Below are 24,578 nucleotides of genomic sequence, written 5' to 3'. Positions count from 1 at the left end.
GCGACCCCTCAGAGCTTCATCAGGCTGGCGTCGTCGACCGAGGCCGAGTGGCGGGAACGGAACAGCGACACGATGATCGCGAGCCCGACCACGACCTCCGCGGCGGCGACGACCATCGTGAAGAACGCGATGATCTGGCCGTCGAGGTTGCCGTGCATCCGGGAGAAGACGACGAACGCGAGGTTGCAGGCGTTGAGCATCAGCTCGACGCACATGAAGACGACGATCGCGTTGCGCCGGATCAGCACACCGGTGGCGCCGATCGTGAACAACAGGGCGGCGAGATAGAGGTAGTTGACGGGATTCACTGCGACGCCTCCTCGGTCCGCCGGAGGTCCGTCGGCTCGGTCCCGGTCCGCTCCAGTCGCTCCTCCGCGCGGCGCTCCAGCGCGCGCAGGTCGTTGAGCGCCTCCGCCGACACGTCACGCACCTGGCCGCGATCGCGGAGCGTCTTGCTGACCGTCAGCTCGGACGGGGTGCCGTCCGGCAGCAGGCCCGCGACGTCCACCGCGTTGTGCCGGGCGTAGACACCGGGTGCCGGCAGCGGCGGTACGTGCCTGCCCTCGCGGACACGCTGCTCCGACAGCTCGCGCTGGGTTCTGGGCCGCTCGGTGCGCTCGCGGTGGGTGAGCACCATGGCGCCGACGGCGGCCGTGATCAGCAGGGCGCCGGTGATCTCGAAGGCGAAGACGTACTTGGTGAAGATGAGGGACGCCAGACCCTGCACGTTGCCGTTGGCGTTGGCCGTGGCCAGGCCGTCGAACTGCTGGAGGGAGGCGTTGCCGATACCTGCCAGGAGCAGTACGCCGAAGCCGGTCCCGCAGAGAAGGGCGAGCCAGCGCTGGCCCTTGATGGTCTCCTTCAGGGAGTCCGCCGCCGTGACGCCGACCAGCATCACCACGAACAGGAACAGCATCATGATCGCGCCGGTGTAGACGACGATCTGCACGATGCCCAGGAAGTAGGCGCCGTTGGCGAGGTAGAACACCGCGAGGACGACCATGGTCCCGGCGAGCGAGAGCGCACTGTGCACGGCCCGCTTCGAGAAGACGGTGGACAGGGCGCCGAGCACGGCGACCGTGCCGAGGACCCAGAACTGGAAGGCCTCTCCGGTGGAGGTGGAGTAGGCGGCGAGCTGCGCGGTCATCGACGGATCACCTTCTCCGACGCCGGCTCGCTCTCCCCGGAGGTGGAGTCGGCCTCCTGCGGGGCCTCGCCCTTGGAGAGCGCCGTCTGACGCTCCGTGCCGGGCGCGGCCTCCGTCACGAGTCCCCGGTAGTAGTCCTGCTCGTCCATCCCCGGGTAGATGGCGTGCGGGCTGTCGACCATGCCCTCGTCGAGGCCGGCCAGCAGCTGTTCCTTGGTGTAGATGAGGTTGGCGCGGCTGGTGTCCGCCAGCTCGAACTCGTTCGTCATCGTCAACGCGCGCGTGGGGCACGCCTCGATGCAGAGACCGCACAGGATGCAGCGGGCGTAGTTGATCTGGTAGACGCGGCCGTACCGCTCACCCGGCGAGTAGCGCTCCTCGTCGGTGTTGTCGGCGCCCTCCACGTAGATGGCGTCGGCGGGGCAGGCCCAGGCGCACAGCTCGCAGCCGACGCACTTCTCCAGGCCGTCCGGATGGCGGTTGAGCTGGTGCCGTCCGTGGAACCGGGGTGCGGTGGTCTTCCGCTCCTCCGGGTACTGCTCGGTCAGCCGCTTCTTGAACATGGCCTTGAAGGTCACACCGAAGCCGGCCACGGGGTTCTGGAAGCCGGGCTCGTTCTGCCCGGTCTCCTTCGGCTCCTCAGCCATCGGACGCCTCCTTTCCATCCAGAGATCCGTCACTGGCAGTATCGGACCCACCACTGACAATCAACTCCCGCTCGCGACGCGGGCTGCGCCGGGGCACCGGCGGCAGCTCCTGGCCGGGCAGCGGGGGTACGGGGAATCCGCCCGCCATCGGGTCGAAGCCGGCGGGTTCCCCGGCGGCCGAGGCGTCCTCCTTCGCCTTCTCGCGGAACATGTCGACGAGGAAGGAGAGCAGCAGCAGGACGAGCACGCCGCCGACGACGTAGAGGGCGATGTCGGCGAAGTCGTAGTTCTCGTTCCGCAGGGTCCGCACGGTGGCGACGAGCATCAGCCAGACCACGGAGACCGGGATGAGGACCTTCCAGCCCAGCTTCATCAACTGGTCGTAGCGCACGCGCGGGAGGGTGCCGCGCAGCCAGATGAAGAAGAACAGCAGCAGCTGGACCTTGATGACGAACCAGAGGAGGGGCCACCAGCCGTGGTTGGCGCCCTCCCAAAAGCCGCTGATCGGCCACGGTGCCCGCCAGCCGCCCAGGAAGAGGGTGGTGGAGACCGCCGAGACCGTCACCATGTTCACGTATTCGGCGAGCATGAACATCGCGAACTTGATGGAGGAGTACTCCGTGTTGAAGCCGCCGACCAGGTCGCCCTCGGACTCCGGCATGTCGAAGGGGGCGCGGTTGGTCTCGCCGACCATCGTGACGACGTAGATCAGGAAGGAGACCGGCAGCAGGATGATGTACCAGCGGTCGTGCTGCTGCTCGACGATGGCCGAGGTGGACATCGACCCGGAGTAGAGGAACACCGAGGCGAACGCGGCGCCCATGGCGATCTCGTAGGAGATCATCTGCGCGCAGGAGCGGAGTCCGCCGAGCAGCGGGTAGGTCGATCCGGAGCTCCAGCCCGCGAGGACGATGCCGTAGATGCCGACCGAGGCGACCGCGAGGATGTAGAGCATCGCGATCGGCAGGTCGGTGAGCTGCATCGTGGTGCGGTGCCCGAAGACGGAGACCTCGTTGTCGGCCGGCCCGAAGGGGATCACCGCGATCGCCATGAAGGCCGGCACGGCCGCGACGATCGGCGCGAGGATGTAGACCACCTTGTCCGCGCGCTTGACGACGAGGTCTTCCTTGAGCATCAGTTTGATGCCGTCGGCCAGCGACTGGAGCATGCCCCAGGGGCCGTGCCGGTTGGGCCCGATGCGCAGCTGCATCCAGGCGACGACCTTGCGTTCCCAGACGATCGAGAACAGCACGGTGATCATCAGGAAGGCGAAGCAGAACACCGCCTTGACGACGACGAGCCACCAGGGGTCGCGGCCGAACATCGAGAGGTCTTCCGCAGCGAGGTACGGGTATGGGCTCATGCCTCCACCTCCTTGGGGGCCTCGCCGGCGAGGGTCGCCGGACCGATGCGGACGAGTGCGCCGGGCCGCGCCCCGGTGTCGGAGGCGACACCCCCGCCGGTGGAGTTCAGCGGGAGCCAGACCACGCGGTCGGGCATCTCGCTGATCCGCAGCGGAAGTCGCACGGTCCCGGCGGTACCGGTGACGGCGAGGACGTCGCCGTCCTTGACGCCGGCCTCGGCGGCGGTGGCGGCCGACACGCGCGCGTGGGCGGCGTGCCGGGTGCCGGCGAGCGCCTCGTCGCCCTCCTGGAGGGCGCCCTGGTCGAGCAGCAGCCGGTGCCCGGCGAGCACGGCCTCTCCGGCGGCCGGTCGCGGCAGCACACCCGCGGTCTCCCGGGGATCGGCGGCCACGGACCCGCCCCACGCCCCGAGCCGGTCCAACTCCGCCCGGACGGTGCGCAGATCGGGCAGTCCCAGATGTACGTCCATGGCGTCGGCCAGCATCTGGAGCACGCGCGCGTCGGTCGGCGCGGGACTCCGGGTCATCTGGTCGGGCTTGAGCGCGGCCTCGAAGAGGCGGACCCTGCCTTCCCAGTTGAGGAAGGTACCGGCCTTCTCGGCGACCGCGGCGACCGGCAGGACGACGTCCGCGTGCTCGGTCACCTCACCGGGCCGCAGTTCCAGGGAGACCACGAAGCCGGCTTCCTGAAGTGCCGCACGCGCGCGTGCCGGGTCGGGCAGGTCGGCGACCTCCACGCCCGCCACGAGCAGCGCCTGCAACTCACCGCTGACGGCGGCCTCGACGATCTGACCGGTGTCCCGGCCGTAACGGTGCGGGAGTTCGGCGACACCCCACACCGCGGCGACCTCCTCACGCGCGCGCGGGTCGGTGGCCGGACGCCCGCCCGGCAGCAGCGACGGCAGCGCGCCCGCCTCGATCGCGCCGCGCTCCCCGGCCCGGCGCGGAATCCACACCAGCCGGGCCCCGGTGGCGGACGCGGCTCCCACGGCGGCGGTGAGGCCCCCGGCGACCGCGGCGAGGCGCTCGCCCACGGCGATCACCGCGCCCTCGGTGCGCAGCGCCTCGGCCGCCTCGGCCCCGCCGCCCTCCAGACCGGTGCCGCTCGCGAGCGCGTCCAGCCACTCGGTCTCGGTACCGGGAGCCGCCGGCAGCAGCGTGCCGCCGGCCTTCTCCAGACCGCGCGTCGCGTGCGTGGCCAGCGCGAACACCCGTTGCCCGTGGCCCCGCCATGCCTTGCGCAGCCGCAGGAAGACCCCGGGTGCCTCCTCCTCGGCCTCGAAGCCGACCAGCAGGACGGCCGGCGCCTTCTCCAAGGAGGTGTACGTGAGACCCGTACCGTCGAGATCACGGCCGCGGCCGGCGACCCGTGCCGCCAGGAAGTCGGCCTCCTCGCCGCTGTGCACGCGGGCGCGGAAGTCGATGTCGTTGCTGTCGAGGGCCACGCGCGCGAACTTGCTGTAGGCGTACGCGTCCTCGACCGTGAGCCGGCCGCCGGTCAGGACGCCGGTCCGGCCGCGCGAGGCGAGCAGTCCCTGCGCCGCGATCTGGAGTGCCTCCGGCCAGGAGGCCGACACCAGCTCACCCTCCGGGTTACGGATCAGCGGGGTGTCCAGCCGGTCCCGCTGCTGCGCGTACCGGAACGCGAAGCGCCCCTTGTCGCACAGCCACTCCTCGTTGACCTCCGGGTCCTGGGCCGCCAGGCGGCGCATCACCTTGCCGCGCCGGTGGTCGGTGCGGGTCGCGCAGCCGCCGGCGCAGTGCTCGCACACGGAGGGCGAGGAGACCAGGTCGAAGGGGCGGGAGCGGAAGCGGTACGCCGCCGAGGTGAGCGCGCCCACCGGGCAGATCTGGATGGTGTTCCCGGAGAAGTACGACTCGAAGGGGTCGCCCTCGCCGGTGCCGACCTGTTGCAGCGCGCCCCGCTCCAGCAGCTCGATCATCGGGTCGCCCGCGATCTGCTGGGAGAAGCGGGTGCAGCGGGCGCACAGCACGCACCGCTCACGGTCGAGCAGCACCTGGGTGGAGATCGGTACCGGCTTCTCGTAGGTCCGCTTCTTGCCCTCGAAGCGCGACTCGGCGTTGCCGTGCGACATCGCCTGGTTCTGCAGCGGGCACTCGCCGCCCTTGTCGCAGACCGGGCAGTCCAGCGGGTGGTTGATGAGGAGCAGTTCCATCACACCGTGCTGGGCCTTCTCGGCCACGGGCGAGCTGAGCTGGGTCTTGACGACCATGCCGTCCGTGCAGGTGATCGTGCAGGACGCCATCGGCTTGCGCTGGCCCTCGACCTCGACGATGCACTGGCGGCAGGCGCCGGCCGGGTCGAGGAGGGGGTGGTCGCAGAAGCGGGGGATCTCGATGCCGAGCTGTTCGGCGGCCCGGATGACCAGAGTGCCCTTGGGCACGCTGATCGCGGCTCCGTCGATGGTCAGCGAGACGAGATCCTCCGGCGGGACCGCCGCCTCTCCCCCGTCGGAGGTGCGCGAGCCCGCGGCGGAGCCGCGATCGGACTGCTGTACCGTCATGCGTTCACCTCCGTGCGGTCGGCCCACGCCGTGGACTTGGCAGGGTCGAAGGGGCAGCCCCGGCCCGTGATGTGCTGCTCGTACTCCTCGCGGAAGTACTTGAGCGAGGAGAAGATCGGCGAGGCGGCGCCGTCGCCGAGGGCGCAGAAGGACTTGCCGTTGATGTTGTCGGCGATGTCGTTCAGCTTGTCGAGGTCGGACATGACGCCCTTGCCGGCCTCGATGTCGCGCAGCAACTGCACGAGCCAGTACGTCCCTTCACGGCACGGTGTGCACTTGCCGCAGGACTCGTGGGCGTAGAACTCGGTCCAGCGGGTGACGGCTCGGACCACGCAGGTCGTCTCGTCGAAGCACTGGAGGGCCTTGGTGCCGAGCATCGAACCGGCGGCGCCCACTCCCTCGTAGTCGAGGGGGACGTCGAGGTGCTCCTCGGTGAACATCGGCGTGGAGGAGCCGCCCGGCGTCCAGAACTTGAGGCGGTGTCCGGCCCGGATGCCGCCGCTCATCTCCAGAAGTTGGCGGAGCGTGATGCCGAGCGGGGCCTCGTACTGGCCGGGGGCGGCGACATGGCCGCTGAGCGAGTAGAGCGTGAAGCCCGGGGACTTCTCGCTGCCCATCGACCTGAACCATTCCTTGCCTTTTTGCAGAATGGCGGGAACTGACGCGATCGACTCGACGTTATTCACCACAGTCGGACACGCATAGAGGCCCGCGACAGCGGGGAAAGGGGGACGCAGCCGCGGTTGACCGCGGCGGCCTTCGAGCGAGTCGAGCAGCGCGGTCTCCTCACCGCAGATGTACGCGCCCGCGCCGGCGTGCACGGTGAGTTCGAGGTCGAGACCGCTGCCCAGGATGTTCTCGCCGAGGTAGCCCGCCGCGCGGGCCTCGCGCACGGCCTCGTGCAACCGCCTCAGAACGGGGACGACTTCACCACGCAGATAGATGAAGGCATGCGACGACCTGATGGCGTAACACGCGATGACAATGCCCTCGATGAGGCTGTGCGGGTTCGCGAAGAGGAGCGGGATGTCCTTACAGGTTCCCGGCTCCGACTCGTCGGCGTTGACAACTAGATAGTGCGGTTTTCCATCTCCCTGGGGAATGAACTGCCATTTCATTCCCGTGGGGAAGCCGGCGCCACCGCGGCCCCGCAGACCGGATTCCTTGACGTACGCGATGAGGTCGTCCGGGGACATGGCGAGCGCCTTGCGGAGCCCCTCGTACCCCTCGTGCCTTCGGTAGACGTCCAGCGTCCAGGATTTGTCCTCGTCCCAGAAGGCCGACAGCACGGGTGCGAGCAGCTTCTCCGGGCTGTGGTCTTTCAGTTCGGGTGCCAAGGTCATCACTCCCCCTCCTCGGCGACGGGCCCGGCCGGGTGGGCCGGGTCGGAGGCCGACGTGTCCTGCGGCGCGTCGTGCGAGCTGAGGTGTTCGGCGGGCGAACGGTCCGCTCGGTCCTTCGGGGCGGTCGAGCGCCGCGGATGGACCACGCGCGCGGGTGCGGTCTCTCCCTTGGCCAGGCGGAGGCCCGCCAGCGACGCCGGTCCCGCGCTGCCGCCCGCCTCGACGGCCCCTGGCCGCTCGTCGGGGAAGCCGGCCAGGATCCGCGCGGTCTCCTTGAAGGTGCACATCGGGGCCCCGCGCGTGGGCTCGACCTGCGCTCCGGAGCGCAGGTCGTCGACGAGACGCCGGGCGCTGCCCGGGGTCTGGTTGTCGAAGAACTCCCAGTTGACCATCACGACGGGCGCGAAGTCGCAGGCCGCGTTGCACTCGATGTGCTCCAGGGTGACCTTGCCGTCGTCGGTGGTCTCGCCGTTGCCGATGCCCAGGTGTTCCTGGAGGGACTCGAAGATCGCGTCGCCGCCCATCACCGCGCACAGGGTGTTGGTGCAGACGCCCACCTGGTAGTCACCGCTCGGCCGGCGCCGGTACATGGTGTAGAAGGTCGCGACGGCGGCGACCTCGGCCGTGGTCAGCCCCAGCAGGTCCGCGCAGAACCGCTGGCCCGTGCGCGTGACGTACCCCTCCTCCGCCTGCACCAGGTGCAGCAACGGCAGGAGGGCCGAGCGGGAGTCCGGGTAGCGGGCGATGATCTCCCGCCCGTCGGCCTCCAGTCGGGCTCGGACGTCGTCCGGGTAGTCGGGCGCGGGCAGTTGGGGCATGCCCAGACTGACGCCCTGCTCCGAAGAACTGGTGGTCACCGGTCGACGCCTCCCATCACGGGGTCGATGGACGCGACGGCGACGATGACGTCGGCGACCTGGCCGCCCTCGCACATCGCCGCCATGGCCTGAAGGTTGGTGAAGGACGGGTCGCGGAAGTGGACCCGGTAGGGGCGGGTGCCTCCGTCGGAGACGGCGTGCACCCCGAGTTCGCCCTTGGGCGACTCGACCGCCACGTACGCCTGGCCCGGCGGGACGCGGAAGCCCTCGGTCACCAGCTTGAAGTGGTGGATCAGGGCCTCCATGGAGGTGCCCATGATCTTCTTGATGTGGTCGAGGGAGTTGCCGAGCCCGTCGGGCCCCAGCGCGAGCTGGGCGGGCCAGGCGATCTTCTTGTCGGCGACCATGACGGGGCCGGGCTGCAGCCGGTCCAGGCACTGTTCGACGATCGCGAGGGACTGGCGCATCTCCTCCAGCCGGATGAGGAAGCGGCCGTAGGAGTCGCAGCTGTCGGCGGTCGGGACCTCGAAGTCGTAGGTCTCGTAGTCGCAGTAGGGCTGGGTCTTGCGCAGGTCGTGCGGGAGGCCGGTGGAGCGCAGGATCGGGCCGGTGGCGCCGAGGGCCATGCAGCCGGCCAGGTCGAGGTAGCCGACGTCCTGCATGCGGGCCTTGAAGATGGGGTTCCCGGTGGCGAGCTTGTCGTACTCCGGGAGGTTCTTCCTCATCTTCTTCACGAACTCGCGGATCCGGTCCACCGCGCCGGGCGGGAGATCCTGGGCGAGTCCGCCGGGGCGGATGTACGCGTGGTTCATCCGCAGGCCCGTGACGAGCTCGTAGATGTCGAGAATCATTTCACGATCACGGAATCCGTAGATCATGATCGTGGTGGCGCCGAGTTCCATCCCGCCGGTGGCGATGCACACCAGGTGGGAGGAGATCCGGTTCAGCTCCATCAGGAGCACCCGGACGATCTTCGCGCGTTCGGTGATCTGGTCCTCGATGCCGAGGAGTTTCTCGACGGCGAGACAGTAGGCGGTCTCGTTGAAGAAGGACGTCAGGTAGTCCATGCGCGTCACGAACGTGGTGCCCTGCGTCCACGTGCGGTATTCGAGGTTCTTCTCGATACCGGTGTGCAGGTAGCCGATGCCGCAGCGGGCCTCGGTGACCGTCTCGCCGTCGATCTCCAGGATGAGGCGGAGCACCCCGTGGGTGGAGGGGTGCTGGGGCCCCATGTTGACGACGATGCGTTCGTCGTCGGCGCGGGCCGCGGACTGGACGACCTCGTCCCAGTCGCCGCCGGTGACCGTGTACACGGTGCCCTCGGTCGTCTCGCGCGCCGAAGCCGCGGACGCGGATGTCTGGGATGTGCTCACGAGTACGACCTCCGCTGGTCCGGAGCCGGGATCTGGGCGCCCTTGTACTCGACGGCGATGCCGCCGAGGGGGTAGTCCTTGCGCTGCGGGTGACCCGGCCAGTCGTCCGGCATCATGATCCGCGTCAGGGCCGGGTGGCCCTCGAAGACGATGCCGAAGAAGTCGTACGTCTCGCGCTCGTGCCAGTCGTTGGTCGGATAGACGGAGACCAGCGACGGAACGCGCGGGTCGCTGTCCGGAGCGCTGACTTCGAGGCGGATCAGCCGGTTGTGGGTGATCGACCGCAGGTGGTAGACGGCGTGCAGCTCGCGGCCCTTGTCGTGCGGGTAGTGGACTCCGCTGACGCCGGTGCAGAGTTCGAAGCGCAGGGCGGGGTCGTCGCGCAGGGTCCGGGCGACGCGCGGCAGGTGCTCGCGTTCGATGTGGAAGGTGAGTTCGCCACGGTCGACGACCGTGCGCTCGATCGCGTTGTCGGGCAGCAGGCCCTGTTCCTCCAGGGCGCCCTCCAGTTCGTCCGCGACCTCGTCGAACCAGCCGCCGTAGGGCCGGGTGGCCGGTCCCGGGAGGCGGATCGAGCGGACCAGGCCGCCGTAGCCGGAGGTGTCGCCGCCGTTCTCGGCGCCGAACATGCCGCGCTGGACGCGGATCTCCTCACCGCCCTCGCCGCGCTGACCGGGGAGGTTGGAGCCGCCGAGGTCCTTCTCGGGGTCGGCTCCGTGGGTGCCGTTCGCATCACTCACCGCAGCAGGCCCTTCATCTCGATGGTGGGCAGGGCCTTGAGCGCCGCCTCCTCCGCCTCCCGGGCCGCCTCCTCGGCGTTCACGCCGAGCTTGGAGGTCTGGATCTTGTGGTGGAGCTTGAGGATCGCGTCCATCAGCATCTCGGGCCGTGGCGGGCAGCCCGGCAGATAGATGTCGACCGGGACGATGTGGTCGACGCCCTGCACGATCGCGTAGTTGTTGAACATGCCGCCCGACGAGGCGCAGACCCCCATGGAGATCACCCACTTGGGATTCGGCATCTGGTCGTAGACCTGCCGGAGGACCGGCGCCATCTTCTGGCTGACGCGGCCCGCGACGATCATCAGGTCCGCCTGGCGGGGCGATCCGCGGAAGACCTCCATGCCGAAGCGCGCGAGGTCGTAACGACCGGCGCCGGTCGTCATCATCTCGATGGCGCAGCACGCGAGGCCGAATGTGGCGGGGAAGACGGACGCCTTGCGCACCCAGCCCGCGGCCTGCTCGACGGTGGTCAGCAGGAAGCCGCTCGGCAGCTTTTCTTCGAGTCCCATGTCCTATGGCCCCTCAGTCCCATTCCAGGCCGCCGCGCCGCCATACGTACGCGTAGGCGACGAAGACGGTGAGCACGAAGAGCAGCATCTCCACGAGCCCGAAAACACCCAGGGCGTCGAAGGTGACGGCCCAGGGGTAGAGGAAGACGATCTCGATGTCGAAGACGATGAAGAGCATCGCCGTCAGGTAGTACTTGATGGGGAAGCGGCCGCCGCCCGCCGGCGTGGGGGTCGGCTCGATACCGCACTCGTAGGCTTCGAGCTTGGCCCGGTTGTACCGCTTCGGACCGATCAGCGTGGCCATGACCACGGAGAAGATCGCAAAGCCTGCCCCGAGGGCTCCCAGTACGAGGATGGGCGCATACGCGTTCACCGCTCCTCGCTCCTCTCAGTCGGCACTGACTGCTGGCGATGGCGCCGGGCCCGTTCGCGCCCCGCCTGTCACACGAACCCCGTTCGTCCCAACGAAGATCGCGGACATGTGAAGCAGGTCACAAGCCCAACTGCCTCGCATCCTATGCCCGGCACTCTGTGATCTGCGACACGGGGTATTGCACAAGCTTTGTGATCTCTACCACCTGACGAAGGATCATGAAGCCGGATGAGCGGTGATCTTCGTACGCGAAGCGTCCGAGCGGTCACCAGAGGTGACATTTCCGCTCGTCGCCGCAGGCGGCAGGGGGCGTCTCAATATCAAGAGACTTCTTCCGCATGCAAATTGGTGCTGGACGGGACCGCTTGGTAAAGGAGTCCGTTCACACATCAGGGGTAGGCGCGGGGCACGATGTGGACACGTGCGCGCGTTCACGAACCCCGACGACCTCGGACGCGCACGGGACGCCGCGGCAGCGGTGACCGTTCCGTGACCTGCGCCACATTGTGAGAGGCGTCTGAGAACCGGGCTTGGCCACTCTTCCCAACCAGTGGTAGGCGCAGGGCAATTCGGGCGTAACGACGAAACACCGTGATCACCGGCTTGATCGCCCACGTCCGCAATGTCCGTTACGGCGTCAATAAAGAACAGGACACCCAGGTTTCACGGCCGCCATTGAGCAACTGTGGCGCACCACACGTTTCTTGAAGGTATGGAGGAGCCCCTGATACCGCTAGTACCCATGTCCCACACCGCTCTCATACGCAGCCACCGGAAGCCCCGCCGCAGCGCGTCGACAATCGCGATGCGGGCCGGAGTTGCCGGTGGCGTTCTCAGCACCCTGGCCGTGGCCGGGGCGTCCGGCGCGGCGAACGCAGCCGAGCCCGTGACGCAGACGCTCGAACTGCCCACGCTCACCGCCGACCTGGCCACCCAGGTCGCCCAGTCCGCGGACGCCACGCAGCAGGCAGCCGCGAACTACGAGTTGCAGGCCGAGCGTGACGCGGCCGCCGCGAAGGCCGCACATCAGGCCAAGACGGACCTGGCCGACGCCAAGAAGAAGGCGGAGGCCAAGAAGAAGGCCGAGGCCGCCCGCAAGGCCGCCGCCGAGCGCGCTACGTCGCGCAGCGTGGAGCGGACCACCCTGGCCGCCACGGCGAGCACCAGCACGCCGGCGACGTCGTCCACGGCCACCGGTTCGGCCGCGGCGGTGGTCGCGTTCGTGAAGGCCCAGATCGGAAAGTCCTACGTGATGGGCGCCTCCGGCCCCAGCGCCTACGACTGCTCGGGTCTTGTGCAGGCCGCCTTCAAGCAGATCGGCGTCAGCCTGCCGCGGGTCTCGCAGGACCAGTCGACCGCCGGCACTCAGGTCTCCCTGAGCAATCTGCAGCCCGGCGACATCCTGTACTGGGGCGGTGCGGGCAGCGCGTACCACGTGGCGGTGTACGTGGGCGACGGCATGTTCGTCGGCGCGCAGAACCCCTCGACCGGCATCGTCGAGAGGCCGCTGTCGTACGACCCGCCGACCGGCGCCGTGCGGGTGCTCTGAGCCCCGCCCACTCCGCCGTACGGTTCGGGGCCGCTGCCGCTCGGGGGCAGCGGCCCGTCGGCGTACCCGCGCACGTACGCCCTGCCCGCCGCAGACCCCGCCCGCCTGCCCGGCCCGCGCCAGCCGGCCCCGCGTACGCCTCTGCCGGCGCCCACCGGCTTCCTGAAAGACTCGCTCTCCCCGTCCGGTTCACCGGAGAACCGGGCAGGGAACCCGAGGAGAGCCCGCCATGCCACGTGTCTTCGTCCAGGGACAGCCCGTCGACTCCTACCCCCGGCCCGCACCCGAGGCCCGGCGCGGGTCCGTGCGGCGCGTCACCGAGTCCGGTGAGGAGATCCTGCGCAAGTCGTGCCGGGACGTGACCGAGTTCGGGCCCGACCTGGCCGCGCTCATCGACGACATGTTCCTCACCATGCACATCGCCGACGGCGCCGGACTGGCGGCCAGTCAAGTGGGCGCGGATCTGCGCCTGTTCGTGTACGACTGCCCCGACGACGACGGTGTCCGACATGTCGGGCACCTCGTCAATCCGGTGCTGGAGCCGCTCGATCCGGCCGGGCGGCGGCTGCTCGACGAGGGCGAGGGCTGTCTGTCGGTGCCGGGCGCGGTGATGGACGTACCGCGTCCCGACCGTGCCGTGGTGCACGGGCTCGACAAGGACGGCCGGCCGCTGGTGATCGAGGGGACGGGGTACTTCGCCCGCTGCCTCGCCCACGAGACCGACCACGTCAACGGCCGGGTGTACCTGGACCGTCTCTCCGGGCGGGACCGCAAGGAGGCGCTGCGGCAGGTGGCGGCCCGGCGCGACGAGGTCCTCGCCCGCCGGGCCGCCAAGGCGGAGACCCTGACGGCCGAGAGGCCGCCCGCCCCGGCTCACGAGGGTCTTTCTGCCGGTGGCGTTGATCGGCCGGTGTGAGCGGCCGGAAGCCCCGCGAGGTCGCGACGGCAGGCGGAACGGCCGGTCCGCGCGGCCTCGTGTCGCGGGGACCTCGCGGGGGCGGTCAGGCCTTCGGCGCCACCTTGCTGAGGCCGTTGATGATGCGGTCCATCGCGTCGCCGCCCGTGGGGTCGGTGAGGTTGGCGAGCATCTTCAGGGTGAACTTCATCAGCAGGGGGTGCGTCAGGCCGCGCTGGGCGGCGATCTGCATGACCTTCGGGTTGCCGATGAGCTTCACGAAGGCGCGGCCCAGCGTGTAGTAGCCGCCGTAGGTGTCCTTGAGGACGCGCGGGTAGCGCTGGAGGGCCAGTTCGCGCTGGGCCGGGGTGGCGCGCGCGTGGGCCTGGACGATGACGTCGGCGGCGATCTGGCCGGACTCCATGGCGTAGGCGATGCCCTCGCCGTTGAAGGGGTTCACCAGGCCGCCGGCGTCGCCGACCAGGAGGAGGCCCTTGGTGTAGTGGGGCTGGCGGTTGAAGGCCATGGGGAGGGCCGCGCCGCGGATCGGGCCGGTCATGTTCTCGGGGGTGTAGCCCCAGTCCTCGGGCATCGACGCGCACCAGGCCTTCAGCACCTCGCGCCAGTCGAGTTCCTTGAAGGCGGCGGAGGTGTTGAGGACGCCCAGGCCGACGTTGGAGGTGCCGTCGCCCATGCCGAAGACCCAGCCGTAACCGGGCAGGAGACGGTCCTCGGCGCCCCGGCGGTCCCACAGTTCCAGCCAGGACTCCAGGTAGTCGTCCTCGTGGCGGGGCGAGGTGAAGTACGTGCGGACGGCGACGCCCATCGGGCGGTCCTCGCGGCGGTGCAGGCCCATCGCGAGGGAGAGGCGGGTGGAGTTGCCGTCGGCGGCGACGACGAGCGGCGCGTGGAAGGTGACCTCGCGCTTCTCGTCGCCGAGCTTGGCGTGCACGCCGGTGATGCGGCCGGTGCGGTCGTCGATGACCGGGGCGCCGACGTTGCACCGCTCGAAGAGGCGGGCGCCGGCCTTCTGGGCCTGGCGGGCGAGCTGTTCGTCGAAGTCGTCGCGCTTGCGGACGAGGCCGTAGTCGGGGAAGGAGGCGAGTTCCGGCCAGTCCAGCTGGAGGCGCACCCCGCCGCCGATGATGCGCAGGCCCTTGTTGCGCAGCCAGCCGGCTTCCTCGGAGATGTCGATGCCCATGGCCACGAGCTGCTTGGTGGCGCGGGGGGTGAGTCCGTCGCCGCAGACCTTCTCGCGCGGGAACTCGGTCTTCTCCAGGAGGAGTACGTCGAGTCCGGACTTGGCGAGGTGGTAGGCGGTCGCGGAGCCGGCTGGCCCCGCGCCGACGACGATGACGTCGGCGGTGTTTTCGGAGAGGGGCTCGGTCACGGCGGGATCTCCCCAAGTTCGCGATCTGCGTGCCGACCGGCACTGGACATGGGCAGTCTATTCAGCGCTACCGATCACCTGGCTGAAGGGCTGCCCCCGTGAACCGAGCTCTCCCCGCAGTACGGCTCCGTGTGCCCACCGACGAGGACGCCGTCGCCTGGCACCGGGTCTTCGACGACCCGGCAGTCATGGAGTTCCACGGCGGCCGCTCCGCCGAGCTGTCGTTCTACGAGGAGCTCACCGCCCGTCAGCGCCGGCACGACGCGGAGCTCGGTTTCTGTCTGTGGACCATGCTCGACGCCTCGGACCGGGTCATCGGCTTCACGGGCGCCCAGCCGTGGCCGCGCGAGTGGGGGCCCGTCGGCGAGATCGAGATCGGCTGGCGGCTCGGGCGCGAGTTCTGGGGGCAGGGGTACGCCACGGCCGCCGCCGGAGTGACGCTGGAGCGGGTGCGGAGCGCGGGGGTGCCGAGCGTGGTGGCGATGGTGATGGCAGGCAACAGCCGCTCCGTCGCGGTGACCCGGCGGCTGGGGATGCGGCTCACGGACGTCTACACGACTCCGTCCCGGAACGAGGAGGGCCACTGCTACCGACTCGACCTGTGACAGCGGGTGGTCGACTGCTACGGAACGACACCTGACGCTTCCGGTGGGCCGCGGCGCGGAGTTACTCTGCCGGTACCGCTGGGGGTGACGTCTGTGCACACAACGCCCAAGACACCCGAGACACGCGTACCGCGGCTCGTCGGCCTGATGGCCGTGGACGCGCGCGAGACGGCCCAGTCGCGTGGCCTGTTCATCGACGCGCCGGACCGGCCCGACTTCCGACTCGCCGTCGTGGACTACGTCGTACGCCAGTATCCGCGGCCCGGTGCCGAGGTGCCGCGGGAGTCGATGGTCTACGTGTGGTTCGACTTCGGCGAGGGTGACGGCGGCGGGGGGACGCGCGAGCCGCGCATGCCCCGGCCGCCCCGGGGCGGTCTGCGGCGTGAACTGGACGAGCCCGGGGACGCGTTCGAGGTGGTCGGATCCGGCTGACCGGCTGACGTGCCGGTGCGCTGACCGAGCGGCCCGCGCCGGCCCGCCGCCCCGGTCGCGGGGCCGGTCAGTCCTGCTTGAAGCCGCGGTGCAGGGTGACGATCCCGCCGGAGAGGTTGCGCCAGGCCACCCTCGACCAGCCGGCCTGCTGGAGCTTCCCGGCCAGCGCGGCCTGGTCGGGCCAGGCGCGGATGGACTCGGCGAGGTAGACGTAGGCGTCGGGGTTGGAGGAGACGGCGCGGGCCACCGGCGGCAGGGCGCGCATCAGGTACTCGGTGTAGACCGTGCGGAAGGGCGCCCAGGTCGGGTGCGAGAACTCGCAGATGACCACCCGGCCGCCCGGCTTGGTCACCCGGTACAGCTCGCGCAGCGCGGTCTCCGTGTGCTGCACGTTGCGCAGCCCGAAGGAGATGGTGACGGCGTCGAAGGTGTCGTCCTTGAAGGGCAGCTTCGTGGCGTCGCCGGCCGTCCCCGGCAGCCAGGGGTGGCGCTGCTTGCCGACCCGGAGCATGCCGAGGGAGAAGTCGCAGGGGACGACGTAGGCGCCGGTGCGGGCGAAGGGGAGCGAGGAGGTGGCCGTGCCGGCGGCCAGGTCGAGGATCTTCTGCGCGGGCCGGGCGTCGACCGCCCTGGTGACCTCCTTGCGCCATCTGCGGTCCTGGCCGAGGGAGAGCACGTCGTTGGTGAGGTCGTACCGTTCCGCCACGCCGTCGAACATCGAGGCGACTTCGTGCGGCTGCTTGTCCAGGGATGCGCGGGTCACCGGCCCATTGTGGCAGGAAGGGCCGGGCGCGCCGCAGCCGCCCGGCCCGTTCCGCCCCCGTTCAGGGCAGCAGTCTCGGCTTCTTCTTCGCCGCCACGTCCTCCACCCAGCCGCACGCCAGCACGAAGACGGCGATCAGGACCCAGCCGATGCCGAACATGAACCACTGGCTCTCCAGGGGCAGCCACTTCTCGAACGCGGGGACGTTCCAGAACTGGTCGATCAGCGGCACGGCCAGGATGAGCGCGATCTCGTGCCAGAGATAGATCGTCACGGCCCGCGCGTTGAAGATCGTGACGGTCCGGTCGAGCCGCTTGAAGCGGGTGAGCCGGGCGAAGTCGATCCCGAAGTACGCCTTCGCCCACATCAGCAGCGTCACGAAACCGGCCGACCAGAAGGCCTGCGCGAGCGGGTTCTCGTCCAGGTCGTAGCTGCCGAACTCGACCTGGTGGGAGAAGGCGTACCAGCCGCCGTAGCCGATCGCGGCGAGGGAGAGGAGGACGACGGCGAAGGGCTTCAGCCGCTGGAGGACGCCGTCGCGGTGGGCGAAGCCGAGGATCCAGCAGAAGAGGTACGTCGACAGGTCCCACAGCGCGCTGCCGAACCGGTTGTCCGGCCCGGCCCAGAAGAAGTTGAGGACCAGGATCGGCGCCAGGGAGAGCGCGAGGACCGGCACCGGGGCCTTGCGGAAGAGCCACAGCAGGCCCGGTGAGAGCAGCACGAACCAGAGGTAGGTGCGCAGGTACCAGAGGATCTCCCAGGCCTGCGTGCCCCAGGCGTTGCCGGGCGGGTCGCCGAGCGGCACCACCCAGTAGACGATCTGCCAGCCCGGCATCCAGTCGTGCAGCAGCATCGCCAGGACCACGAAGAAGCCCCAGAACCAGAACGGCGGCAGCAGCCGACGCAGCCGGCTCCTGACCACCTTCGCCGCGGGCCGTTCGAGGGACTTCGCCATCAGCGTGCCGGCCAGCCCGAACATGATCCCCATGGAGGGGAACACCATGCCGCACCAGGCCCACCCGAAGGTGTGGTACGTGACCACCCTGATGAGCGCGAGGGCCCGCAGGGTGTCGAAGTACCGGTCGCGCCCGGCCGGTTGGGACTTCGGCGGGGACGCGGGCTCTTCGCGTACCGCACCCTCCTCGCGCACCTCGTCGGCGGGTGCCGGTGCCACGAGGGGCTCCGGTTCCACGACGGGCAGGGGCGCCGTCGCGTACGGCTGCCCGTCGTCAACGAACTGCTGCGGCTCGTACGGCGGCTGGGGGTAAGGCTGTTGGACGTACGGCGGTACCGGGTACGGCTGTTGAGCGTACGGCGGTTGCGGGTACGGCTGGGGCTGCTGGCCGTACTCCTCGTAGCCGTACGGCTGTTGGCGGCCGTGGCCGTGGTTCTGCTGCTCCCAGCTCATCCGTTCGCTCCCGCCGGGGTGCCGACCTCACCGGTGCGCTTGAGTTTCTGCCAGCGCAGCCGGCCGCCGGTCAGGGCGGTGATGCAGGAGTGGATGAGGACGAGGTACATCATCTGACGGTAGGCGAGTTGCTGGAGCGGCAGCATCAGCAGGTAACGGTACTTCTCCCGGTCGAGCCGGAACGCGTAGGCCGCGCAGACGAGTTGGATGCCGAGCACCGCCAGCCAGGCGAGCAGGGACGCCCAGAAGTCGACGAAGATCATCGAGTAGACGGTGAACACGTCGATCAGGGGGGCGAAGACCGGGGTGACGACCTGGAAGATCACCACCAGGGGCATGCCGACCCGGCCGAAGCGGCCCGAAGGACCTTTGTCCGTAAGGGACTTGCGGTGCTTCCACAGGGCCTGCATGGTGCCGTAGGACCAGCGGTAGCGCTGGGACCACAGCTGCTTGAGCGAGGCCGGGGCCTCGGTCCACGCCCTGGCGTGCTCCTGGTAGACGACACGCCAGCCCTCGCGGTGCAGGGCGATGGTGATGTCGGTGTCCTCGGCGAGGGTGTCCTCGCTCATCCCGCCGACGGCGAGCACGGCCTCGCGGCGGAACGCGCCGATGGCGCCCGGGATGGTGGGCATGCAGCGCAGCAGGTCGTACATGCGGCGGTCGAGGTTGAAGCCCATCACGTACTCGATGTGCTGCCAGGCGCCGATGATGGTCGAGCGGTTGCCGACCTTGGCGTTGCCCGCGACCGCGCCGACCCCGGGGTCGGCGAAGGGCTGCACCAACTGCCGTACGGTGTCGGGTTCGAAGACGGTGTCGCCGTCCATCATCACGACGATGTCGTACCGGGCGTTGCGGACACCGTTGTTGAGGGCGGCCGGCTTGCCCGCGTTCTCCTGGCGGATGACGCGGACGTTGGGCAGGCCGAGCGCCTCGGCTATCTCCTTGGTGCCGTCCGTGGAACCGTCGTCGACGACGATGATCTCGATCGGATGGGTGCTCAGCGCCAGCGAGTTGAGGGTGTTGGCGATGCACTCCTTCTCGTTGTACGCCGGGACGATCACGCTCACCGGGCGGGTGACCTCGGGTCCCCAGCTGAACCGGCGTTTGTTGCGCTGTCTGTAGTGGCGGCGGGCGAGGATCAGCATCATCCCGAAGCGGCCCATCACGGCGAAGCCGACGACGGCGAGGCCGGCGGCGAGGCCCGGCACGATCCACTCGGCGACCGTGACCGCATAGATCAGGGACTTGCCCTCGTAGAGGGTCATCCCGGTGGCGGTGTGCTGGGCGCCCTGGAGGACGGAGACCCGCCCGGTGCCGCCCGTCCCGCCGCCGGCACCGCCGGGAACGGCGCCCGCCGGCTGGGTGCCGGCTCCGGGCGTGGCCGTGCTCGAACCGGCCGCGCCCGCACTCGTGGCGGTGGTGCCGGCCGCCCGGCGGGCCGCCGCGTTCTTGGCGAGGGCGCCGCTGACGGTGGTGAAGGTGTAGCCCTTGGCCTTCATCTTCGCGATGTAGAGGGGCAGCGCCTTCATGGTCTGCGAGCGCACCCCGCCCGCGTCGTGGAAGAGCACCGAGGCGCCCGAAGTCCCGGACGGCGTAGCCCACTTGACGATGTTGGAGACGCCGGGCTGCTTCCAGTCGTCGCTGTCGGTGTCGACGAAGACGCTGGTGTAGCCGGACGCGCCGAGCTTCTTGTAGACGGGGTAGCTGTAGTTGTCGATGGCGTCCGTCTCGGAGGAGTACGGCGCGCGGAACAGGGTCGTGGTGATGCCGGCCGCGCCCGCGAGCGCGAGCTGGGTCTGCTCCATCTCGCGCTTGACACGGGCGTCGCTCTGGTAGGAGAGGTCGACGTGGGTGAAGGTGTGGACGCCCACCTCGTTGCCCTGCGCGACCATCTGCTTCACGATGTCCGGGTAGCGCGTGACCATCGAGCCCACCAGGAAGAACGTGCCGGGAACGTCGTACTTCTGCAGGGTCTTCAGGACCGTCGGCGTGTAGGTGGGGTTCGGTCCGTCGTCGAAGGTGAGGACGATGGTCTTCTTCGGGACGGTCTCGACGACCGGCTTGCCGTTCCGGAAGGAGAGGATCGGACCGCCGTTGAGGACCTTGTCCGGCACGTCGCTCGCGCTGGCGCCGTCCCGGACGCGCTCGTCGCCGCCGACCTCCGCGCGCAGGTAGCCGTCGAGCAGCATCACACAGGTGAGCCCGAGCAGAAGCAGCAGAGCCAGGATCACTCGCGGCTTCTGGAGTGCGGCGGCCCGGCCGGCCGCTCGCTCGATCCGGGTCGGGGCGCGACGGCGGCCGCGCGGGGAAGTCGTCGTAGTCATGAGTGGGTGTGCGCTCCGGTCAGTCTGCGGTGGCGGAGGGAGACGGGGTCACGCCCCTGGGGGCGTCCGAGGGCACGGCGGTCGGGGCGCTGGGCGGCCGGATGCCCCCGCGGCCGCCGAGCGGCTGGTCGCCGTTGGGGACGGCCTGGCCGTTGCCGAACGGCAGCAGGGACGAGGGGTTGAGGGACAGGCCCCAGCCCATGAAGGCCATGCCGAGTACGAACGCGTACCCGAGGCAGACGGCGCCCATGAGGAGGCCGAGCCGGCGCAGGAACTTGGACCTGCGGCCGGAGTTGTCGACGAACACGGGACCGGCCACGGACCCGCCGGACCCGTTGCCACCGCGTTTGCGACGGCGACCACCCGACGGGGCGTGGTTCTCGATGGCGGACTCGGTTTGCATTCCCCCGACATTAGGACGTCTTTATGTGATCGAAACTCTGCTTCTCTTGTGAGTCGCCCCAGAGAAACGCCGGAAGCTGTCTCTTTCCTGAGAGAAACCAGGAAACGACGTGTGAAGGGCGGGTGAGAGGAGTGTCCCCGAATACCCGCTTTGCCACCCGAATTGCCCGGTTCACTCCGCCCTTACCATGAATACGCTGTGTTTTCTGGGCCTTCGCACAGCACAGTCGGATGTGCTTCATTTGCACTTCCGAAACCGACTCTGTTTCCATCCTGAGACAGAGATCACCGTCCCGCGACGTAAAGGGTGCATACGCAATGAGGAGTTTCCTGAAGCCGGCGGCCGGGCTCACCTGCGTGTTTGCCCTCGCGCTCGCCGGGTGCTCGGCGGGCTCCGGCGACTCGTCCGGCAAGGACTCCACGCCGTCGCGGCAGACCAGCTCGACGCCCTCGGGGGGCGGGTCGTCGAGCACCTCCTACGCCCCCTACGTCAGCGTCGAGACCGCCTCCGGCAACGACTCGGCGGGCTCACCGACGACGTACAACCTGGCCTTCGCGATCGCCGGCGGCAGCGCCTGCACACCGGAGTGGAACGGCACCACCGCGATCGGCGACTCGGCGGTGACGGCCAGGATCGCCAAGCTCAGGTCCTCGGGTGCGAGCGTGCGGGTCTCCTTCGGCGGGGCCTCCGGCAAGGAGCTGGCCGAGACCTGCTCCGACGCGTCGACGCTCGCGAAGGCGTACGGGGCGGCGCTGGACGCGGCCGGCTCCACCCAGGCCGACTTCGACATCGAGGGCGCCGCGCTGACCGACTCCGCCTCGGTGACCCTGCGCTCCGAGGCGATCGCCCTGCTGCAGAAGGAACGCACCGGCCTGAAGGTCTCCTTCACGCTCCCGGTGATGCCGTCCGGGCTCGACTCGGACAGCCTGGCGCTGCTGGAGTCCGCCAACGACAAGGGAGTCAGGGTCTCCACCGTCAACCTCATGACGATGAACTACGGCGCGTCGTACTCCGGTGACATGGGCGACTACGCGATCACCGCGGCCACCGCCGCACACACCCAGCTGAAGAAGGTCTTCGGACTCTCCGACGCGGGCGCGTGGCGGGGGATGGCGCTCACCTCGATGATCGGCGTCAACGACGTGGCGGGCGAGACGTTCTCCCTCTCCGACGCCGCCCAGGTGCGGACGTTCGCCGAGGAGAAGGAGATCGCCTGGGTGTCGATCTGGTCCTCGTTCCGGGACCAGCAGTGCGGGACCGGCTCCACCGACGACGACGCGGCGACCGACTGCAGCGGGGTGGCCCAGAGCGCGGGGGCGTTCGGGGAGGCGTTCGCGGGCTGAACCGGCTATCTGCGCCGGTGCACCAGGCGCCCCGCGCACACCGTGGCGACGCACGCGCCGCTCTCGTCGAACACGGCCAGGTCGGCGCGGCCGGACCGGGTGATCGACGCGGGCCGCGGGTGCGGGAGGACGGCCACGTCGTTGCGCTCGGCGGCGGCCCGCAGGCCGGGCTGGTCGACGTAGCGCTCCAGGACCGCCACCGCGCCGAGCTTCAGGACGGCGTGGACGCGTTCACGCGGGCTGGGCGCGTCCGGGAGCGGGCCCTCGTGCACCCGGGCCGGCCCGAGCACCCCCGGCCATCTGCGCACGCGCGCGCCCGGGAACCGCTCGCGCAGCTCCTCGAAGGTCCCGACGGCGGCGATCCGGTCCCGGCCCACCACGACGGCGCCGTTCGCGATCGGCTCCGCGTCCCAGGCGCACCGCACCTGGTCAGCGGCGTGAATGGTCTCCAACTCGGCCTCTGATCAGCTCAGTTGGAGGCGAGCAGCTTCAACTCCGGGTGCGCCGTGCCGCCCTCGATCGCCGTGGACGAGATGTGCGACATGACCCGCTCGTCGACCGGGTCGTCGGCCGGGTCGTCGTGCACGACGATGTGCTCGTACGTCGTGGTCCGCTGCGCGGGGACGCGGCCCGCCTTGCGGATCAGGTCGATGATCTCCATGCGGTTGGAGCGGTGCCGGGCGCCGGCGGCGGAGACGACGTTCTCCTCCAGCATGATCGAGCCGAGGTCGTCCGCGCCGTAGTGCAGGGAGAGCTGGCCCGCCTCCTTGCCGGTGGTGAGCCAGGAGCCCTGGATGTGCGCCACGTTGTCCATGAAGAGCCGGGCGATCGCGATCATTCGCAGGTACTCGAAGACCGTGGCGTGGGTGCGGCCCTTCAGGTGGTTGTTCTCGGGCTGGTAGGTGTACGGGATGAAGGCCCGGAAGCCACCGGTCCGGTCCTGCACGTCACGGATCATCCGCAGGTGCTCGATGCGCTCGGCGTTGGTCTCGCCGGTGCCCATGAGCATCGTCGAGGTGGACTCGACGCCGAGGTTGTGCGCGGTCTCCATGATCTCCAGCCAGCGCTCGCCGGACTCCTTGAGCGGGGCGATCGCCTTGCGGGGGCGGGCCGGCAGCAGCTCCGCGCCGGCACCGGCGAAGGAGTCGAGGCCGGCCGCGTGGATCCGCTGGACGGCCTCCTCCACGCTCACGCCGGAGATCCGGGCCATGTGCTCGACCTCGGACGCGCCGAGGGAGTGGATGACCAGCTGGGGGAAGGCGCCCTTGATCGCGGCGAAGTGCTTCTCGTAGTACTCGACGCCGTAGTCGGGGTGGTGTCCGCCCTGGAACATGATCTGCGTGCCGCCGAGCTCCACGGTCTCCGCGCACCGGCGCAGGATGTCGTCGAGGTCGCGGGTCCAGCCCTTGGCGGTGTCCTTGGGCGCGGCGTAGAAGGCGCAGAACTTGCACGCCGTGACGCACACGTTCGTGTAGTTGATGTTGCGCTCGATGATGTACGTCGCGATGTGCTCGGTCCCCGCGTACCGGCGCCGGCGTACGGCGTCGGCGGCGCTGCCGAGGGCGTGCAGCGGGGCGTCGCGGTAGAGGTCGAGGGCCTCTTCGGGGGTGATGCGCCCGCCCTCGGCGGCACGGTCGAGGACGGACTGAAGGTCGGCCTTCTCGGTCACCGGGAGGTCCCTTTCGTCAAGGGTTGCGGACGGACCGGACCAGCCTACGCCAGCCGTTTCCGCCGCCCGACGTCAGGCGGAGGTGAGGCGCGGGAGGCACGGGCGCGGCGGACGTCACGCCGAGTACGCGCCGGCGAGCACTCCGAGGAAGGCGCCCGCGAGCAGGAACGGCCCGAAGGGAAGGGCCCCTTCGCGTCCGGCCCGGCCCGCCACGGCGAGGACACCGGCGTACAGGGCCCCGCAGACGAACCCCGCGCAGCTCCCCAGCAGCACGGTCGGCCAGCCGTACCAGCCGAGCACGGCGCCCGCGCCCAGCGCGAGTTTCACCTCGCCGAAGCCCATGCCGCCGGGGTCGAGCAGGAGGAGGAGGGCGTGGCCGGCGCCGAGCGCGAGGGCGCCGTACAGCGCGGCCGGCCACCGTCCGGCGTGCTCGGGCAGGAGCGCGGCCACCCCGAGCAGCGCCAGGGCGGCGCCCGCGAACGGCAGCGTCAGCACGTCCGGCAGCCGCCGCACCCGCAGATCGACGGCCGCGAGCAGCACCCCGACCGGGGTGAGCGGCAGCCAGACCGCGAGTTCGGGCCGCGGTCCGGTGGCGGCGGCGAGCACCCCGCACAGCAGCACGGTGACCGTCACGACGGTCCCGGTGCCCGGCCCGTACGAGGCCGTTCGCCCGGCCTGCGCCGAGCGGTCACCGTGCGCGCACTCCCCGCACCGCGCCCGGCCGACCCACGCGGACCGGCCGGGCCGCCCCGCCCACCCGTCGAGGGGGTGTCCCGCCGGGCACGTCCCGCGCCAGGGTTCCCCCGCCGGCACGGAGAGCCGGTGGGCCGCCCTCGGCACCAGCGCCCCCGCCACCGCTCCCCACAGCACGGCGACGACGGTGAGCAGGCGGCCGTAGTCGGCGTACTCCACGCGCC

24 protein-coding genes are annotated in these 24,578 nt (G+C 70.1%); 5 read left to right on the top strand and 19 right to left on the bottom strand.

Going from position 1 to position 24,578, the window contains the following annotated elements; all coding sequences use genetic code 11:
* Positions 1 to 8 precede the first annotated feature (8 nt).
* The 11 genes from nuoK to ABZT12_RS12370 are packed head-to-tail and all read right to left on the bottom strand — an operon-like array spanning position 9 to position 10,880.
* Positions 9 to 308 carry an NADH-quinone oxidoreductase subunit NuoK gene (gene nuoK, locus ABZT12_RS12420; RefSeq protein ID WP_018568277.1) on the bottom strand — a complete coding sequence of 100 codons (300 nt, stop codon included), beginning with the start codon at positions 306 to 308 and terminating at the stop codon, positions 9 to 11.
* Entirely contained in the window at positions 305 to 1,147 is an 843-nt protein-coding gene (locus tag ABZT12_RS12415; RefSeq protein WP_356381636.1) for an NADH-quinone oxidoreductase subunit J, read from the bottom strand. Before ABZT12_RS12415 ends, nuoK begins: the two co-directional genes overlap by 4 nt.
* Positions 1,144 to 1,794 carry an NADH-quinone oxidoreductase subunit NuoI gene (gene nuoI, locus ABZT12_RS12410; protein WP_356381633.1) on the bottom strand — a complete coding sequence of 217 codons (651 nt, stop codon included), beginning with the start codon at positions 1,792 to 1,794 and terminating at the stop codon, positions 1,144 to 1,146. The genes ABZT12_RS12415 and nuoI overlap by 4 nt, the downstream gene beginning before the upstream one ends.
* Positions 1,787 to 3,157: an NADH-quinone oxidoreductase subunit NuoH gene (gene nuoH, locus ABZT12_RS12405; protein ID WP_356381630.1), complete on the bottom strand. Its 1,371-nt coding sequence runs from the start codon at positions 3,155 to 3,157 to the stop codon at positions 1,787 to 1,789. The genes nuoI and nuoH overlap by 8 nt, the downstream gene beginning before the upstream one ends.
* A complete protein-coding gene (locus ABZT12_RS12400) occupies positions 3,154 to 5,682 on the bottom strand; it encodes an NADH-quinone oxidoreductase subunit G (protein ID WP_356381627.1) in 2,529 nt (842 codons plus the stop codon). The genes nuoH and ABZT12_RS12400 overlap by 4 nt, the downstream gene beginning before the upstream one ends.
* Positions 5,679 to 7,028: an NADH-quinone oxidoreductase subunit NuoF gene (gene nuoF / locus ABZT12_RS12395; protein ID WP_356381624.1), complete on the bottom strand. Its 1,350-nt coding sequence runs from the start codon at positions 7,026 to 7,028 to the stop codon at positions 5,679 to 5,681. Before nuoF ends, ABZT12_RS12400 begins: the two co-directional genes overlap by 4 nt.
* Positions 7,025 to 7,882 carry an NADH-quinone oxidoreductase subunit NuoE gene (gene nuoE, locus ABZT12_RS12390; RefSeq protein ID WP_356381621.1) on the bottom strand — a complete coding sequence of 286 codons (858 nt, stop codon included), beginning with the start codon at positions 7,880 to 7,882 and terminating at the stop codon, positions 7,025 to 7,027. The genes nuoF and nuoE overlap by 4 nt, the downstream gene beginning before the upstream one ends.
* On the bottom strand, positions 7,879 to 9,216 hold the full coding sequence (locus ABZT12_RS12385; RefSeq protein ID WP_356381618.1) for an NADH-quinone oxidoreductase subunit D: 1,338 nt from the start codon (positions 9,214 to 9,216) through the stop codon (positions 7,879 to 7,881). The genes nuoE and ABZT12_RS12385 overlap by 4 nt, the downstream gene beginning before the upstream one ends.
* Positions 9,213 to 9,956 carry an NADH-quinone oxidoreductase subunit C gene (locus ABZT12_RS12380; RefSeq protein WP_356381615.1) on the bottom strand — a complete coding sequence of 248 codons (744 nt, stop codon included), beginning with the start codon at positions 9,954 to 9,956 and terminating at the stop codon, positions 9,213 to 9,215. Before ABZT12_RS12380 ends, ABZT12_RS12385 begins: the two co-directional genes overlap by 4 nt.
* Positions 9,953 to 10,507: an NADH-quinone oxidoreductase subunit B gene (locus ABZT12_RS12375; protein ID WP_023547484.1), complete on the bottom strand. Its 555-nt coding sequence runs from the start codon at positions 10,505 to 10,507 to the stop codon at positions 9,953 to 9,955. The genes ABZT12_RS12380 and ABZT12_RS12375 overlap by 4 nt, the downstream gene beginning before the upstream one ends.
* A 13-nt stretch (positions 10,508 to 10,520) precedes the next feature.
* A complete protein-coding gene (locus ABZT12_RS12370) occupies positions 10,521 to 10,880 on the bottom strand; it encodes an NADH-quinone oxidoreductase subunit A (protein ID WP_007383963.1) in 360 nt (119 codons plus the stop codon).
* A 742-nt stretch (positions 10,881 to 11,622) separates the two neighbouring features.
* Here ABZT12_RS12370 and ABZT12_RS12365 point away from each other — a divergent pair.
* Together ABZT12_RS12365 and def are read left to right on the top strand one after the other, a co-directional pair.
* Entirely contained in the window at positions 11,623 to 12,429 is an 807-nt protein-coding gene (locus tag ABZT12_RS12365; protein ID WP_356381612.1) for a C40 family peptidase, read from the top strand.
* Positions 12,430 to 12,658: 229 nt separating this feature from the next.
* Complete coding sequence (gene def / locus ABZT12_RS12360; protein ID WP_356381608.1) at positions 12,659 to 13,345, top strand: peptide deformylase; 687 nt, start codon at positions 12,659 to 12,661, stop codon at positions 13,343 to 13,345.
* Positions 13,346 to 13,430: 85 nt separating this feature from the next.
* On the opposite strand, the gene ABZT12_RS12355 is transcribed toward def, so the two are convergent.
* Positions 13,431 to 14,714: a geranylgeranyl reductase family protein gene (locus tag ABZT12_RS12355; protein WP_356381605.1), complete on the bottom strand. Its 1,284-nt coding sequence runs from the start codon at positions 14,712 to 14,714 to the stop codon at positions 13,431 to 13,433.
* A 98-nt stretch (positions 14,715 to 14,812) separates the two neighbouring features.
* Between ABZT12_RS12355 and ABZT12_RS12350 the strand changes: the two genes are divergently transcribed.
* Positions 14,813 to 15,319: a GNAT family N-acetyltransferase gene (locus ABZT12_RS12350; protein WP_356381602.1), complete on the top strand. Its 507-nt coding sequence runs from the start codon at positions 14,813 to 14,815 to the stop codon at positions 15,317 to 15,319.
* A gap of 84 nt (positions 15,320 to 15,403) precedes the next feature.
* A complete protein-coding gene (locus ABZT12_RS12345; protein ID WP_356381599.1) occupies positions 15,404 to 15,751 on the top strand; it encodes a PASTA domain-containing protein in 348 nt (115 codons plus the stop codon).
* 67 nt (positions 15,752 to 15,818) lie between these two features.
* On the opposite strand, the gene ABZT12_RS12340 is transcribed toward ABZT12_RS12345, so the two are convergent.
* The 4 genes from ABZT12_RS12340 to ABZT12_RS12325 form a co-directional block, all read right to left on the bottom strand.
* Positions 15,819 to 16,514: a demethylmenaquinone methyltransferase gene (locus tag ABZT12_RS12340; RefSeq protein WP_356381596.1), complete on the bottom strand. Its 696-nt coding sequence runs from the start codon at positions 16,512 to 16,514 to the stop codon at positions 15,819 to 15,821.
* Positions 16,515 to 16,575: 61 nt separating this feature from the next.
* Positions 16,576 to 17,922 (bottom strand): acyltransferase, encoded by a 1,347-nt coding sequence (locus ABZT12_RS12335; RefSeq protein ID WP_356381594.1) that lies wholly within the window; start codon positions 17,920 to 17,922, stop codon positions 16,576 to 16,578.
* A complete protein-coding gene (locus tag ABZT12_RS12330; protein ID WP_356381592.1) occupies positions 17,919 to 20,246 on the bottom strand; it encodes a bifunctional polysaccharide deacetylase/glycosyltransferase family 2 protein in 2,328 nt (775 codons plus the stop codon). The genes ABZT12_RS12335 and ABZT12_RS12330 overlap by 4 nt, the downstream gene beginning before the upstream one ends.
* A gap of 19 nt (positions 20,247 to 20,265) precedes the next feature.
* Positions 20,266 to 20,649: a hypothetical protein gene (locus ABZT12_RS12325; RefSeq protein ID WP_356381589.1), complete on the bottom strand. Its 384-nt coding sequence runs from the start codon at positions 20,647 to 20,649 to the stop codon at positions 20,266 to 20,268.
* 317 nt (positions 20,650 to 20,966) lie between these two features.
* Between ABZT12_RS12325 and ABZT12_RS12320 the strand changes: the two genes are divergently transcribed.
* Positions 20,967 to 21,992 (top strand): chitinase, encoded by a 1,026-nt coding sequence (locus ABZT12_RS12320; RefSeq protein WP_356381586.1) that lies wholly within the window; start codon positions 20,967 to 20,969, stop codon positions 21,990 to 21,992.
* A gap of 5 nt (positions 21,993 to 21,997) precedes the next feature.
* Here ABZT12_RS12320 and ABZT12_RS12315 read toward each other — a convergent pair whose 3' ends face one another.
* The 3 genes from ABZT12_RS12315 to ABZT12_RS12305 form a co-directional block, all read right to left on the bottom strand.
* Positions 21,998 to 22,444 (bottom strand): hypothetical protein, encoded by a 447-nt coding sequence (locus ABZT12_RS12315; RefSeq protein ID WP_356381583.1) that lies wholly within the window; start codon positions 22,442 to 22,444, stop codon positions 21,998 to 22,000.
* 17 nt (positions 22,445 to 22,461) lie between these two features.
* The gene (gene mqnC / locus ABZT12_RS12310) at positions 22,462 to 23,661 is read right to left on the bottom strand and encodes a cyclic dehypoxanthinyl futalosine synthase (protein WP_356381580.1); all 1,200 of its coding nucleotides are present in this window, start codon (positions 23,659 to 23,661) and stop codon (positions 22,462 to 22,464) included.
* Between the two features lie 114 nt (positions 23,662 to 23,775).
* Positions 23,776 to 24,573: an A24 family peptidase gene (locus ABZT12_RS12305; protein WP_356381577.1), complete on the bottom strand. Its 798-nt coding sequence runs from the start codon at positions 24,571 to 24,573 to the stop codon at positions 23,776 to 23,778.
* Positions 24,574 to 24,578 lie beyond the last annotated feature (5 nt).

The sequence above is a fragment of the Streptomyces sp. NPDC005423 genome, assembly GCF_040606415.1.
GTDB lineage: Bacteria > Actinomycetota > Actinomycetes > Streptomycetales > Streptomycetaceae > Streptomyces.
The sequence above is the reverse complement of the archived record's forward strand: the minus strand, read 5'-3'. Positions and strand labels throughout refer to the sequence as shown.